The 16608-nt window shown below is 65.8% G+C and carries 5 protein-coding genes; all 5 read right to left on the bottom strand.

Going from position 1 to position 16608, the window contains the following annotated elements:
- Positions 1-146: 146 nt before the first annotated feature.
- Entirely contained in the window at positions 147-1160 is a 1014-nt protein-coding gene (locus tag AT395_RS08920; RefSeq protein WP_082164613.1) for a FecR family protein, read from the bottom strand.
- Between the two features lie 113 nt (positions 1161-1273).
- Entirely contained in the window at positions 1274-1789 is a 516-nt protein-coding gene (locus AT395_RS08915) for an RNA polymerase sigma factor (RefSeq protein WP_042112073.1), read from the bottom strand.
- Positions 1786-2568 (bottom strand): STN domain-containing protein, encoded by a 783-nt coding sequence (locus tag AT395_RS08910; protein WP_125348274.1) that lies wholly within the window; start codon positions 2566-2568, stop codon positions 1786-1788. Before AT395_RS08910 ends, AT395_RS08915 begins: the two co-directional genes overlap by 4 nt.
- A gap of 357 nt (positions 2569-2925) precedes the next feature.
- Positions 2926-15198 (bottom strand): filamentous haemagglutinin family protein, encoded by a 12273-nt coding sequence (locus AT395_RS08905; RefSeq protein WP_167370722.1) that lies wholly within the window; start codon positions 15196-15198, stop codon positions 2926-2928.
- Positions 15199-15553: 355 nt separating this feature from the next.
- Positions 15554-16552, bottom strand: coding sequence for a FecR family protein (locus AT395_RS08900; RefSeq protein ID WP_048627552.1), 999 nt, complete (start codon positions 16550-16552; stop codon positions 15554-15556).
- Positions 16553-16608 lie beyond the last annotated feature (56 nt).

Raw genomic sequence — 16608 nt, 5'->3', positions numbered from 1 at the left:
GACCCCGTTGCCGGAAACGTGCACATCGCCGTTGTCGGCGTTGTGTCGGCATCCCGAGTCGCTAAGACGAATGGGCTGTGCGGAAACCCTCAACTATTTCCCGACGATCGATATGGGAAACCCGCCAACGTTCGATCTTCGGATCGTCAGCTCAGTATCAGCAGGCCTCCTGGCAACGCCCTGGCATTCAGATCGAATGTGCTCTCCAGTTGTGACAATGCGGCATCGAGCGAGGCGATCCGAAAACGCCCGGTCACGCGCTGATTGCGTGCGGCCTCATTGACGAGAACGATCCGCCCCGAGCGGTAGCGATTGATTTCGTCGACGACATCGACAAGGCGAATCTGGTCGAACACCAATTCGCCCCGACGCCATGCCGTCACGGCTTGCGCATCGACGTTGCCGACGTCGCTCAGCACGTGGTCGTTATAGGCGACTTGCTGGCGCGCCTGCAAAGACCGCTTGCCAGCGGGGTGCGACACCTGAACCGATCCATCGATACATGTGACACAGGCCTTGCCGTCGAGATAGCGGACTTCGAAGCGGCCGTCTTGCGCGCGCGCGCTGCCCACGCCGGCCGATACCGTGAATGGCTCGGCCGAACCGCCAAGGTCGACGGCGGCCTCGCCGGAAAGCAACGTCACGCTCACCGTCCTGCCGTTTTGCGTGCTTTGCCGGATGCTGGTCTGTGTATTGAGCGTGACAACGGTCTGCGCCGCCAGTGTCAGTGTGCGCTGCTCGCCTACGGCCGTGCGCTCGTCTGCCCCCCACTGGTCAGGCATGGCGCGGCGAAACGCGTCCGGGTAGAAACCTGCGACGGCCGCCGCCGCGCCCACGGTCAGTGCCCCGCCGATGAACGCGCGGCGGCCCGCCGAGCGTTGCCTGGCGCCGTCACGTGGTGTTGACCGTACGGTTGCCGGGGCGGGCATCGCATGCGGATGCCGTTCGACGTAGATACCGCTCGCCGCGCGCAGTGTCGCCCAGCGGTGCTTCACCTCGTTGAACGCCACTTTGTGATCGGCGCTCATGTCGAGCCAGCGCCGAAAGGCTTGCGCATCGACGTCGGTCACGTCACCGGCGTCCAACAGCCGCAACCAGACGCGCGCCTGCCGTTGCAGGTCGTCTGAAGTGGAAGCCGGAGGAGTGTCGCGTGTATTCATTGCATCAATGTTGGCGCCCAGCCGAGGGCGGGCAATCTAGCGGTATCGATAACGCGGCATCGCGCATCGTCGGATGCCGCCAGTGTATGGACGAACGGCGTCGCACAAATCCCTCAACTATTTTTGGTTTTCAGTTTTTCGTCCAGAAAATCGTGCGCACGGCGCAACTCGTTCTCAACGACGCGCAGCGACACCCCCAGACGCTCGGCCACGGCCTTTTGCGGCAACCCTTCCCATCGAACCAGCAGCAGCACCTGACGGCGCCGTTCGGGCAGCCGTTCCATCAACTGCATCAGGGCTTCAAGTTCGGATCGGTCTTCCGCAACGCGCGCCGGGCCGGGCGCCGTGTCTGACAGATGAAGCAGTGCATCGACCTCGTCGAATGAGAGCGAGCGGCTTTGCTTGCGCTGCGCGTCGAGCGCGATGTTCACGGCGACGCGAACGAGATAACTGCCTGGGCTGTGCACGCTCTCGCCCGTTCCCGGCTCTTGCGCCTGGAGCTTGACCCAGGCGTCGTGCAAGGCGTCGCCGGCCAGATCGCTGCTGCCGAGCAGGCGAGTGAGACGGCGCTTCAGGTTGTGATAGTGCCGGGTGAGATATTCGGGCAGGGATCCGACGTTCTCCGTCATGAACGCCCCTCCTTGACCGCCGCGCGGCAAACGGGAGAGGCGTCGGAACGATGCGGATCGCGGGGCAACAGCACCATGGTCAACGGCTGCGCCAGGTCGCTTGGCGGCACACCCTCGATACGTACGCTAGCGAGCACCCGAAGCACAGCGGCGTCGCGGCTGCGCTCCCCGGTCGATGTCAGCAGCCGCGCCTGACGCAGGGCGCCAGTCGCGTCGATTTCGAAGCGCAACAACGTTCGGTATTGTCCCGGCCGGGTAAGCGTGTTGCTACAAAGCGCCGCCCAGACGCTCGCCTGCACCCGGCCGGCATAAGCGTTGGCGGGCGTGTCTTCGCCGGACGACAGCGGCCCGGTTGCTGTCGGCTGCGCTTTGAGGACAAAGGCTTCTGCGGGACTGGAGCGGGCGTGCTGTGCGACAAGGCCCGTGCCGGCCAGCAGACGCTCCAGTGCGGTGTCGGCCGGGAAGTCGCCACGCACGGGCGACGAGGTGAGACCGGCCACCTGTGCACTACTGAAGAGAGCGGGACGGCCGGAGATCATGGCGTAACGTTGCAAGGCATCGGCCAGTGGCTGCGCAGGGATATCGAAGAAGAACGACTTGGGCTCGGCACTGGGCCCCGGCGTCTGTTGCGCGGGTATCGCTGGCACCGTGGGCCGTGCGGGGTCACTGTCGGAACCGATGAAGGGGTTGAGCGGCGCACCTCGCGCGGCAGATGGCCCCATGCTCAACACCGGCAGCAGCACTCCATAGCAGCCCAAACCCAGCAAATACAGACGCAAGATGCATCCTCCCGGCTTCCGAACCAACGGCATGTCAGGCCGCCAATCGCCGGCCTCAGTGCGCACCGGACGGCATGCGTCAATCGCCTATGCAGCACGCAACTCTGGAAAGTGCAGATGATGACATCGGAATACGACAATTCTGTTACACCCTGCGGCCATCATTCGGCAGAGAGGGAAACAGAATGTCGTGGAGCGTCATGCCCGTGCCTTGCGCCGGGCGTTGGTAGGGCCGGCCGACAGCTTCCGTCTTCGGACGTCTCATGCCGGCCCCCCCGATACGTCGACTGCACCACATACCCGCCGTCGACATAAGTCATCGCTTTCATCGAAGCAACATTTTCACGTCATCGCACGTTACCGTGCATCACGTAGACGTCTGCGCTCGTCGTCGGTCAGCAATGTCGACACCTCCGGATTGAACTGCCGTCCGTGTGCGAGCACCTGCACCGGGATGCGCGGGTCATACGTCCCGTAGCCGGGTGCAAGCGAGGCGCCCATTTGCGCGGGTCGTATCGGTTCGGTCAATGGCGACAGATCGTTGCTGCCGTTGAGCGAACGCACGGTAAAGATCGACGGCAGCGCCTGACGCGAGGCGGCCCGCTCGCGCTGTACGGCATCCTGCGCGGCCGATGCTGCTTGCGACGCCGTCGCGCTCGCATTGGTCAGCGCCCCCACGTTGACGGCGGCGATCGCCGGAATGCCCGTGGACTTGCCCTGCACCTGAATGTTTTCGGCGTTCACCACTTGCAGCGCCGCCAGGTTCGCGTTGCCCGACACGCGAATCCCGGCCTCGCCTGCATCGATGGTGCCCAGCGGTGCCACCAGATCCACGTCGCCGGCCGGCACGTCGGCAATCGGCGCGAGTGTGGCGATCCCCGCGCCCGTCGAGGGCACCTGCGTCGACAACGTCACGTTTCCGTAATTGTCGTAGGCCAGCTTGGGCGGCGTGTAGACGACGGTCGTTTTCGATCCGCGTCCCGCGTTGATGTCGCCCTCGGCGGACCACGCCAGAATGCCGCCGCCGAACGTCGTCATGATGCGCGAGAGCCCCAGCAAAACGCTGCCCTTCGAGTACAGATTGATGTCGCCCTCTCCCTGCGTGACGATGCCCGACGTGGCCGGCGGCGCCACACCCTGCAGGCCCACCACGATCTGACCGCCCGGTGCAAATACGTCGATGCTGCCGCCGAAGAGCGTGCGCACCCCCGAGCCGCCGAACATCGTGATGTCGCCGCTGCGGGCGATCGGCTTGCCCTCGGCATCGCGCTCCGGGAACAGCGCCGCGATGGCATTGCGCCCGCGCAGATAGCTGCCCTGACGGCGGCCGTCCGGATCGTTGTACTCGCGCCCGCCCGCCTTCAGCTCGGCGAAGTACACGTCGCGCAAGAACACATTCTGCTGATCGGATGACAACGCGTTGAAGTACGCCAGCGCATCGTTGCCCGTGTAGCCGTAACGCTTGCGCAACCACGTCGCGAGCTCGCCTTCGTACGTCTTGACGACCTTGCCCGAACCGTCGAGCGGCGCGGCTGCCGGCAGCAGATTCGCGGGATCGAGATAGCGCTTGAGTCCCCCATAGTCCGGCCCGGCCGCGCCGGCGCCCGCCATCACGACAACGGATGCCCCCGGGCGCAGATCGCCCGGCGCGAGCGGCCCAATGCTCAGGATCGCCCCCTTGTCAGCCTGATAAAGATTGCGCCCTGCCACCACCTCGAGCGTGCCCGGTCCTGCGACCTGGAAATTCGCCAACTGAATGTCGCGACCGGCACGCACGATCGACACATCCGTCTCGCTATTGTGATAAATCAGGTTGCCCGACGATTCGGCACCGTAAAGCCCCGGCGCGTAATGAGCGACGCCGTTCGCGTAGATCATCGATTGCGCGCCAGCGCCAACGATGTCGCGACCGGCAATGGCCCACACCGGCTTGGCTGCGACATTCCATTGGTTCTGCGCAAACGTTGACTTGACCTGGCCATTGCTGGTGAAGTCCAGCACCTCTCCCGTTCGTAGTCCGATGATGTCGCCTTCCACCGCGTAGAAGCGCTGCGGCGTGTCGTCGCCCGCATGGAGATTGCCGGTCACCGTGTTGGGTCCGAAGGTGTAGAGCGAGCCAGCAACGCCGTTCGCCGGCGAGTTCATGTCGCGGTTGGTCACGATCTCGGTGTTCGGTCCCGAATAGCCCACGAAACCCGGACGCAACGGTGTAGGAAGCACTGAGAGGTCGGCGCCCGACATGTTGATCGACATGCCCAGCGTCTGAATCGATTTACGGGCGAGCATTTCCAACTGCCCGACGGGCGACGGCGCCAATGTCAACGATGTGGTGTACGGGCTCGTCGGGTCGTAAAGCTTGGCTCCGTAAAAGATGCCGCCCTGCGCCGCCGCCACCCGCAACGTTGCGGGGTAATCGCCACCCCCACGGTTCACTCGATCGTTGGCGCCCACCGTCGTCGGCGCCAGATTTCCCCCTGCGGCCATCAAGTCGATCGCGGTACTGTCTGTCCACAAAGAGAACCAGCTATAGCCGCCGCCGGTGTAGCGCGTAGTCGTGCCGTCCCTCGTCACCTGGTACGACGACGCGTTGGGTTGCGACGTGAGGCCTGCATCGTCTGCCCGAGAAAGCACGAGGTCGCCGCGCGCGCCGAACGACACCGCAGCGTCGCCAAGCGATAGCGAAGGCCCGCCGTTGGCGCGTCCGCCGTTCGCCGTATTGAAGTCGACCGCGCGGGGATCGACCGCGACCGAGGGCGACGTGACACCGTAGCCAAGATCGATGCGACCGATCGCGCCGGCGCCGATGTCGAGCACACCGCGAACGTTCGTGAGTACACCGTTGAGCATATCGGGCACGATGGCGCCGCGCACGAACAGTGTCTCGGTATTACTGCTGCGATTCAGGTTCGGGTCGAGTGGGTTGAGCGTGCCGCCCACGCGCAGGTTCAGATCGCCGCCGCCCGTCTGCACGATACGTCCGTCGGCCGTGACTCTGCCAGTGCCGCCGACCGCAAGGTTCAGACCCTGCGTGACCGGATTGGTGGGTTGACCCATGCTGTCGATGATGCCGGCGTCGCCGCCCACGCGCACGTCGACATTGCCGCCACCCAGCGCGCCGATGCCAGTGAAACCCACCAGACGAGGTGTCGTGCCCGGGACAGACCGGCCGCTTTCGACCGGCAGCACATAAGTCCCGAAGTTGATCCACCACGCCGTGGACACGCCGCCCACGTCGCCGCCCTGTCGCCACAGCCAGTTGCCGCTTGCCGACGTCACCGACTGGTCGGCGCCCGAGGTCACGTAGCCTTTCGCGTTGCCCTGCGCCTTGACGAACACGTTGCCGCCCTGCTCCGGATACCACGCCTGATATGCGCTCGACGGCCCGCTCACCAACGGTTCGTACGCCGCGCCGCTCGGACCTAGCACGGTGTCGCCGCCGCTCGGACGTGTCTGCTGCTCCGTGCCACGCGCCAGATTGAACGGGACGCTGCCGTCGGCTGCGAGCAATGGCGCGGACTGCGTGCCCGCCGTATAGACGCCGAACAGACTCTTCATCGTGAAATCGCCACCGGCGAGCATCGAGAGATCGCCCGTGCCGGTGCGCACTACGCTCATCGCCCTCGCCGTGCGCTGCTGGCCGCTGAAGTGCTCGTCGTCGAGCACGAGATTTCCCGTCTTGCCCGGCTGCAACGCGCGACCGCTCACGGCGCCAACGTCGGCACCGCTCGCGAGTTGCATCGACCACGAGCGCACGCCCGGTGCGAGCATCGGCGAGACCGCCCACATCTTGCCGGGCTCCGGGCGCGGCACGATGCTCTCGAACGACACGGGGCTCGGCAGCCCCGCCGGGATCGTGACGTAGTCCGCCTGCGTGCCGAGCGGCACGGTATCGCCCGCGGCGTACATGTCGCCCGCGGAGCCGAAGATCAGGCAATCCCAGCAATCGGCAGGAATCGTGTACTCGATCTCGAAGACCGTCGTCGTGCCGATAGCCTCGAAATTCGACGTCAGCAGATCGCCGGCACGCACGCGCCCGATGATCTTCCACCCGTTGTCGTCAGGCGTGGTCGGCGGCGGGGCAAAGCCGTCGTTGATGCTGCCCTTGATCGTCAGGTCGCCCCCCGCGCGCAACATCAGCACGCCCGGTTCTCCCGAACCGCGAATAGCCGGATTCACCCCGGGGCCGTAGCGATAGCCGGAGAAATCGAGGTCGCCATCGACCAGCAGGTTGCCGTTGGCCGTGGCACTCGCGATCTCGATGCCCGGTCGCAAGTGATACGCCGCGCCATAGGAGGTGAGCCCCGCCAGCCGGCCCTGCAAACCGCTGTTGACCCATGCGGCGTTGGTGAAGGCACGACTGTCGGCATCGAGGGCGTCGAGATAGGCCTGATTGACCACCTGCGTCGGGCGTCCATCGCTTGACGGCGTGCCCGCAGGCGCATCCGTATAACGCCAGAAGCCGTTGACCGCCACACTCTTCGCACCGAGAATCGTTACCGGTCCTGTCGCGTCGATGGCGAGATCGCCACCGCGCTTGTCCATGCGCTGCACGTTCAGATCCACTGTGCCACGCGCCACGCCATCGGGCGAACTCACGTCGATGGTCGCCCCCGGGCGCATTCTCAGCCAGCCCGGCGTATCGTTGGCTGGATTGCGCCCGGTCGTCAATTCCACGATGGCCCGATTCGGCGCGTCGATCGCTTGTCCGCGACTATCGACACGTAACGTCGTGCCGTGCGCGTCGAGCACGGCGTTCGATGCGAGCGTGATGCCGTCGCGCGCTGCCAACCGGATCGTGCCAGCCTGTGCACCGCTTGCGTCGACGCGTCCATTGACGGTAAGCGTGCCGCCGTCGACCGAGACGTCGATGCTGTTGGCCTTGAGCTCGTTGTCGATCACGAGGTTCAAACCCTCGCGCTTGAGCTGAAAGCTGCGCGCCCCGAATACCTCGCCCTGTGTAAGACGCTGGTTCAAGCCGGCGAAGTCGTCGACGGACTGCGAGCGCACGTCGATGCTCGCGCCCAGATAGGGCACGCGCGTGCCGCCCGCGTCGTAGACACCATCGGCAGCGCCAAGAATCCTGCCGGCGAGCGCGACACTGCCGGCCGCAACGTCGAGCGCCGTCGCCGAGAGCGACCCGCCGCGATTGCGATGCGCCGAGAGGTCGATGACCGATGCAGCCGACTGCGCAATGTTGCCGTGTGCGCTGGACAACACCAGATCGCCGCCCCAACTGTATTTGCTGACGTCGAAAAACCTGACTTCGCGCCCGGCAAGGTCGATGCGCGCAGTGTCGCCGAGCCGGATATCGCCGTCGGCGTCGACCGTCAGCTTGCCGCTGGGCAGGCTCACAGTACTGGCGATCGTCACGGCTTGCCCTTTCAGACCGATCTCCGCGCCCAGCACGTCGTTCGGACTGGCGCTTGCCCCGTTGGGTGACGAAACGCGCAGTGCGCCGCCCGCAGTGATGCGGTTGATCGAGGCCGCCTCGCCCGTAAGCAGCGGCGTGATCAGATTGAGATTGCCGCCCGCGTACGTGGCCGCGTTCGTGCCCGATTGGTAGACGGACAACGTATTGCGTGTGTTTGCCGTGATGCGCTCGTTCGCGGTCAGGTTCACGGTGGAGAAGCCGAGCGCCAGACGATCGAGCGTCAGTTGCGTGTCGGGCAAACCGAATCGCGGGTAACCGAATACGATCTCATCGGCGACCACCTCCAGCGTGCCGCTGCCGGTGCCCGGCCCGCCTGCGATGACGACAGGCGGCGGCAGGCTCTTCGGCTCGCGGTTGGCATTGCGCGTCACCCCATCGCTCACACCGTTCCACACCAGCCGGCCGGTCGTGATCTTCGCCGTGTCGCCCGCATCGCCCAGCCCGTAAATGGCCGGTGTATTGAATACCAGATCGGTCAGGCTCGACTTGCCGGTCGCCGGGTTGATCGTGTCAAACAGCACGGGACCGTAGAAGTTGATCGAGTTGCCCGCCGACAGAATCAGCGATTCGACCTTCGGCACGCCGGGTTCCGCGTTGCCCTTGAGCAAATCGCCAAGCACCTGCTGATTGAGCTGCAGTCCCGCCGGCAGCACGCCGGAAAGGCGCGCAGCGTCGAGCAACGCCGACGTACCGAAGTTGATGTTGGGCACGGCGAACGACAGGTACTTCGCGCCATAGCGCAGGTCGGGCGACAGCGACAACTTGCCCGCCGTGCCCGCCGTGAATGCCAGCGTGCCCTCGGTGTATAGCGCCGCGCGGCCCACCGAAATTCCGGCGCTCGTGCCCGTGCCCGCCTGCGAAATCACATTGAGCAAGCCGTTGGACAGTGCAATCGCGTTGGTTTGAAAGAACAGGTCGCGCGCAACGCGGTAGGCGTAACCGTCGGCTGCCGAAAACGGCGTGGCGCTGCCCATGCCTAATGTGCTGATGCGCACATCGTCCTCGACAGTCACCCCCCCGGCGCCGCCGATCAGGAAAAACTCCGGTGCTCGCAGTTGCGCCCCGCTCCTGATCGCCAGCGACTTCGTGAAGCCCCGAATGATGAACAGATCGGACAACTGCGTACTGCCCCCGATCGAGACCCGGTCTGCACCGATTGCGTTCAGATCCGCGTCAGGCAGCGAGACGAAACCCGGTCTGGTCGCCGCGCCGACCGGCACGATTTCGAGATTGAGGTCGCGCGAGTCCGCGCCGTCGACGCTGAGAATACCGCCCTGCCCGCCCTTGCCCGGCGTGAATATTGCGGTGCCCTTGAAGCTGAGCGATGGCGCGGTACCGGGACGGGTCGCGTAGTTCAGGTTCAATGTCCGTGCGTCGGCGGGCAGAATAGGCAGCGGCGCGCCAGAGCGTCTGGCCGTCGACACGAGAAAGTCGGTATAGCTTGTCTCGTTGTACTGCGAGTGCGTGCGAACGAGGTTACCCGGCGTAACGACCATTCGTGTCGGCAGTGCCTCGCGATAGCCGGTGTACGCCGTGCCCTGATAGCCCTGAATCACCCACGAACCGCTGCTCGTCGGTACCACCTGTGATGTGGCTGCCGCAGTATGCGCGCCCACTTCGACCCGGTACGCGCCCGGCAACAATGCGTAGCGTGCCGGCATGAGCGTATAGGTGCCGGCCGCGAGTCCGGGCACGCCCGCCTGCACCGTGATCTGACGGCCCAGCGATGGCAACACGCCGGCTTCTGCATCGCTTGGCGCATAGCCTGGCTGACTGCCCGGCACGATGGCATAGACCTGACTGTCGGCCGTGCTGAAGCGGTAGCCAGGTCCAGCGTTCGCCAGCGGCGTCGTGAGGATATCGACGGAACCGCCGCGGCCGCTGATAAAGCCCGCGCCGAGCACGTCTCCGCCGCCGGACAGATCGATGACCGCTCCCTGCCGAACGTCGAACGCCTTCCCGCCGAACGTCACGCCCGTGGTGAAGCCCGCTGGTCCTGTGATGGCATTGCCTGCATGCGAATAAGTCATGCCGTCGACGGTACCGCCATAGGGCAGGGTCACCCCCTTGGCGCTCGCCGACGTGACACTGCCCGGCAATAACACGACATTGTCGGTCGGTCCCGACGTCAAGAGACCGGCACCGATGTTCTTGGCCGTGCCCAACGTAATCATGCCGAGCGGCGCGCGCAGCACGCCACCCTGTTCGATGTTCTTCGCAAAGACGCTCAGGCTGCCGAACACCTCGTACGGCATGGCGGGTAGCGTGTCGGTGCTGCGCCCGATGCGCACGGTTTCCGTCGCTCGGATCGCGCCGGGGATGACAGCGTTGTTGTCCTGCGCCGAGACCGGGTAGATCTGCGCCGCGACAAGATCGAGTGTGCGCGTGCCGGCCACGCCGTTGCCCACGCGAATATCACCGGCACTGTTCAGCGTGGCGGCGTCGAAACCTGTCAGATTGAACGGCCGCGTGCCGTCCACGAGCGGCAACGCCCCTTTCACGCCGAACAACGTAAGCGAGCCCAGTTCGATCATCGATGCATCGACGACCAGCTTCGCCTTCGTGGGCAAATCGGAAATCTGTATGCCCGGCGCATCCCCGGTCGCCTTCGGATAGACCGGATTGCCTTCGAGCGAGTTGTAGGCGACCGCCTTGAATTGCACGTAAGGCGCGGCCAGCCGAACCGTCTGATCGGTCCCGTCGGTGATCAGCGTTCCGTGATAAAGCTCAATGCCTCGTCCGAGCGACAGGTCGACGTTGCCGCTGAAGCGGATGAGATCGGCATATGCCGAGACACTGTCGAATCCGCCCGCCTTGATCTGCCCGACGCCGATACGCGCCGTACCGATCGTCAGCGGACCATCCGAGCCGCTCGGCACCGTGTCCTGACCGATCACGAGCGTTCGCAGCATGCGCACATCGTCCGGCACCACGGTCTGGCGATAGCGTGGCGTTTCCAGGGTCAGGACCAGCGTGCCGCCCTGCGCCCCCGGCCCGCCCGCCGCCGCACGCATCGTGCCGTCGAGATAGAGGCCGTTGAAGGAATTGAGCGCGATGGTGCCGCCGTTGCCAGCCAGCGTCAGCGAACCGGCATTGCCCGGCAGATCGGTCACGGCGAGACCGCCCGACGCATCGAGCATCGCGCCCGGACGCACGACGATGAACGCCTCGCCCGCCTGCGCGAGGCCCGTGCCAAAGTTTCGGTTAGTCGGCGCACCGATCGTGATGCTCCCGCCGTCGGGCACTTCCGCGTAGCGGCGATTGGCGTCGTCGATGGCCGTCGCGGCACGCCCGGCAACGTCGAGCACGGCGTGATCGCCGATCAGGATCGAACGCTGCCCCGGCGCGGCGTCCGCTGGCGTGCGCGCCATGTACGCCAGCGTGACCTGCGAGACGTCAATCGCGCCGCCTGGCGCCTGCAAGCGGCCTTCGATAGTGATCTGTCCCGGGCTTTCGAGCGCAATACGCCGGCCGGCGTCGACGGTGATCGACGCCCCTTGCTCGATCGTCATGTGCCCGCCCCGCATCGCGCTGCTCGATTGCAGCAGGACATCGGCACCACCGCGCTTCGTTACCGTGCCCTTGGCGGCATCAGCCAGATAGGCGGGCGGCAACCATACATCCCACGCACCGGCCGGGTTGTCGCTCGTCGCCAGATTCGACGCGTCGGCGCTCAGACGCAGCACCGGCATCACGGCGTTCACATGGGTGCCGCTCGTGACGGTAAGTCCCGTATGGCTGTTCACCGTGTAGCTGCCGAACCCCTTCGCGAAGAGCGACGGCGCGAGCGCGAATACGGGTCTTACGCTGATCGCCCGGTCAAACACCGTGCCCGTGGGGACCACGGTGCCCGAGCGGATGACCAAGTCGTTAGCGACGCGCGTGCCGGCGTCGTAGCCCGTGCGATTGGGCTTGATGCTCACGCCGTTCGGAAACGCGTCGGCCGGAATGACATACCCGTCGGGCAGCGTGCCGACCACACTGACGATGCGCGAACCAGCGGGCACGCTCTGTCCGGGCCATATCCGCGTGCCGTTCTCAAGCGCGACTTCGGTCATTGTCATCGGCACGGTCCAGTCGGCTTTCGGCACGAGCGGGGTCGTTTGCGACGGGATCAGCGAGACCGGTTCGTCGCCTCCCTTCACAACGTCGCCCGCAGCCAGCTTCGAAAGCGTGACCGCGAACGAGAACGGCAGCACTCCGCCAGCGGGCACGACAAGATCCGCCCCCAGTTGCAAATCGACGGGTGCGGCCTTGCCGGCAGAGAGCCGTCCGTCAGGCAGAACCGGTCCGTTACCGAGAATCACGGGCTGGCCCGTGCCGATCGTCAATGTGCCGCCGCCGTTCACACCGAAGCCGCGAATATCGCTACCGAGCGTGAGCATGCCTGCGCCGTTGCCGCCATCGTCGGCATTCAGCGTGACGCTCCCACCCTTGCCGCCGAGAATCTTGCCGTCTGCCAGTATCGCGGCCCCCGACGACACGTCGATCGCACTGCCGGCGCCCAGCGTGATGTCCTGCGTCGAATTGAGTTTGACGCTGCCACCGTCCACATAGGCGAGCCGCGCGTTGGCCGAACCGCCGAGCTTGACGTTCGTCCAGAGGCCACGCGCGTCGATCGTCTTGCCCGGCGCGAGGGACACGCCGCCCCCCCCGCCGGTCAAGCTCAAGTAGTCGATGCTCGAAGTCCGCAATGTATTGCCGACGCTGATCTGTCCGGCTCGCACCGTGAGGTCGGCGTTAAGGCTGGCGAACGGCGAAACGACCGAGAAGCTCGCGCCGTTGGCGAGCGTGAGCGGGGCGTCGAGCGTGAACGTATCGCGCGTCGCGATGCCCAGTCCGCCCAGCGATTGCGAAGTCAAACGTGTCGCGTCGAGCCACGCCGTATTGAGCCGGTTCGGTGCCAGCGCATCTGTGGGTGCGATGATGCCGATGTCCGCAACGTCGCCGATCCGCACATTGGTGTTAAACGCTCCAGTGAGGCCCAGCGCCCCGTACTGTCCGATTGCCAATCGGCCTTCCCGCGCCACCGCGTTCTGACTCTGGCGATAGCTGTCGGTGAGTGCTGCCGTGGGCGCCTGCGTCTGTCGCGCGCCATTGAATACCGTGGCGACGATGTCGCCTTCGAGCACGGCCGTCGGCGCATTGACGATCAATTGCCCCGCGTCGCGCCCCACCGTGTAGCCATTCTCCAGCACGCGCTGCGGCCCGATCAGCGGCGTGTAATACGCTTCTGTCGTGTTCTTGCCCCAGCGCGGATGTTCGCTCTCGAAGCCGCGATACACGCCCGCAAACACCATGTCGGCTGGCGCCCTGTTGATGTTGTACAGCCGACCGTCGGCGCCCTTGAGCCATGTCTGGTTCAGATATCCCGTCTGCACGTCGAGCGTGCCGCCCGCGAGGTTCACGTTCGCCCCCGACTGCGTCACGACTTCCGTGCCGCCCAGCACCACGGTGCCGCCCTGCGCGGCCCACTCGCCGATCGTGTGGCCCTGATTACCCAGATAGCCGCCCACTTCGAGCAGGCCGTTCGACGTGTACCAACGTTCGTTCGCGTAGCCGCCTACGTTCGGCGCCACGTACACCAGCCGTCGCCGGTCGATCCAGACGTTCGTGTTGATCAGGTTGCCGTTGTCGCGATTGCCCGGTGCGTCGCGTTGTTCGTTGCCCTGAACGTTGACCTTCACGTTGTTCGACGCCATGTCCAACTGCACACCCACCGCGCCGGAGACATCGAGCAACGCCCGGTTCGCGACGAAACTGCGACGCCCCGCGCTCACGGCAATCTGTCCGCCCGTGGCCAGCGTGAGCGAGTGGCTGTCGAACAGCACATCGCCGCCCGAGACCACTTCAACGCGCGACTGATCGCGCCGGTCGAACAGGCGCGACAGATTGTCGAACGCGTCGGCGGAAATCGGCGCGCGCACCTTGTCCTGCAACGCCGACGCCTGAATCAGCGCCTCGCGCTGGCTGTCCAGCGCGCGACTGCCGTCGTCTTCGATCAGCACGGCGGTCGTGGCGCCCTGCCCGAACGTGACGCTGCCGCGCGCGTCGCTTGCGGAATTGAGCAGATGGATCGTGCCGCGCGTGTTGACCGTCGTGCTCGATAACGCCACGCCTAGCTGTTCCACCTGACGCCCGGCGAGCGTGATGTCGCCCTCGCGCGCAACGATCAGCCCGCTGTTGACCACCTTTCCGGCCGTGCTGTTCGCGCCGAATTGCGGTGCGATTTCATTGCCTCGCGTGGTCGACGCCGTGTTGCCGTCGGTGCCCACACCGCGACGAATCACGAACGCATCGCCGGCGGCCAGTTGGGTCTGCCCGCGGTGGGTGACGATCTCGCCCGCATGACTCACCTCCGTGCCCAGCAACATAACGTAGCCGCCGCCTTGCGTCACGCTCGTCGGCTCGCGCGTGACGAGCCGCGCGCCCGCGTCGACCTGCACCTTGCCCATCGCATCGGTAAAGGTCGGGGTGTTACCGCTCGTGCCGTAGATGCCGTTCTTCTGGAATTGGTCGTTGCTGATGTTCGCAGCCGCCGCAACGAGATTGCGCGTGTCGACCTGACTCGTGCCGGTAAAGAGAATGCCGTTGCGGTTGACGATCAGTACTGTGCCATCCCCCCTGATCTGCCCCTGAATCCTGCTCGGCCGCGCTTGCGGGTCGTTCACGCGGTTAAGCGCCGCCCAGTCCTTCTGTTGCTCGAATGACACCGTTGTGTTCTTGCCGACGTTGAACGTCTCCCAGTTCAGGATGGCCTTGTCCGCGGTCTGCTGGACCGTGACCATCGTCTGACCGTCCGCCACGGTCTGTGTCGGCGCGTTGGCGTTGAGCCAGCCGCGCGTGAGACTGTTGGTGTCGACCTTGAGGCCGCCGTCGGTCAGGCCGTCGGGCACTGACGCGCTGGCCTGTGCGGCCTGGCGCGCCGCCGCCTGCATCGCCTGCTGCGCCGCCACGGCCTGCGCTGCCGCACCGAGATTGGCCACCGAACGCTGCAACTGCGCATTGGCCTGACGCTGTTGCTCCGACGGGCTGTTGAGCGACGAGACGGGCATGCCGTTGGGCAGACGGCCCGTGGCCGTGGCGCTGCTCTGCGCCGCGCCCCGGGCGGCGAACCATGCGGGACTGAACGCCTGATCGGCCTGTGCCGTACCGAGCATGCCGCCCGTCGCCAGCGCGACGGCGATAGCCCGGGTCATCGGTGCCAGACGGGCCGCTGTGGCTGCCTGGGTGGCGTGTGCCCGAGGTATCGTGCATTTGCGTTGCGACCGAATGCTTGTCGTGATCGTCGCGATCGCCGCGCCCGTCTGCCCGCATGTGCTCATTTCTGGTTCCTGCCCGGTGGTTGAGTCAATGCCGACGGCCACTCAAACCTGGCGAGCAGCCGTATCCGAAGTGAGCCCACCGTCGAGGCGGCAGCGCGCGCCAGCGACACGGGGACTCGTCACCTTCTAGATGGTCGATACCCCACGGAATCCCGAATTATTTTTTTATGACGTCGGGAAATTGCCTTGCAGTCCTCAACAAACACATAGCAGATGCGCACACGCCGCATCAGCTCAACACGACGACGCCACCGGGCAGCGATCTGGCGCTCAGGCCGAACGAGCGCTGGATCTGCACCAGCGCCACATCCAGCGCCCCCAACTGGAAGCGCGCGCTGAGCGTCTTGTCGGCCTCACTCGACGACATCAACACGACGCGCCCCTGCCGGTAGCGATTGATTTCCGTTATCACGTCGGCAAGCGGTGCGCGCTTGAAGACGAGTTCGCCGCGCCGCCAAGCGGACACATCGGCGGCATCGACCGTGGTGGCGACGCTCACCAAGCGGTCGTCGTACTTCGCCTGCTGGCTGGCGAGCAGCGTGCGCGTGCCGCCGGGGTGCTCGACCCTGACGCGCCCGCGCAGGCAAGTCACGCACGCGTTGCCGTCCAGATAGCGCACTTCGAACCGGCCGCTGTCCGCCACGCTGCGTCCTGCGCCGGCCACCACGTCGAAGGCCCGATCGGCCGAGAGCACGTCGAACGCCGCCTCGCCGCCGAGCAGGTCGAGGCCGACGGTCTGCCCGCCCGATGCCAAACGGCGCACGCTGGTGCGCGTGTTCATCGTGACCCTCACCTGATCGGCCAGCGTCACCGTGCGTTGCTCGCCCACGGCCGTGCGGTAGTCGGCGCGCCATTCCCCGACGGGCGTCCATAGGTCGAACGGTGGATGGATCAGCGCGACGCCCGTTGCGGCGACCGCACCGAGTGCTGTGCCGAGAAACGCGCGTCGTCCGACCCGTGGTTCGCGCAGCGTGCGGCGGTGATGCTCGGCAACCTCCGGACGGCTTGCCAGCAGCCCCCCCACGGCCGGTTGCAGCAGGCGCCACTGGTCGCGCGCCTCTTCGAAGGCCTGCCGATGCCTGGGACTCGTGGCGCACCAGCGCTGGAAGGCGGCGGCGTCGTCCTGCGTCGCCGCACCGGAGGTTAGGCGCGCGAGCCATGCGTGCGCGTCCTGCCGGAGCGGATCGGGCAGGTCCGGCTCGACGCGGGAGTCGGGAAAATTCAGCATGTCAGTTCACATTGCCTCGGGCGGCGACGGCCATCGGAGCGACATCGCGTCCGTAC

This window comes from Pandoraea apista (genome assembly GCF_001465595.2).
GTDB classification, from domain to species: domain Bacteria; phylum Pseudomonadota; class Gammaproteobacteria; order Burkholderiales; family Burkholderiaceae; genus Pandoraea; species Pandoraea apista.
This window is presented reverse-complemented; position numbering and strand designations above follow the sequence as displayed.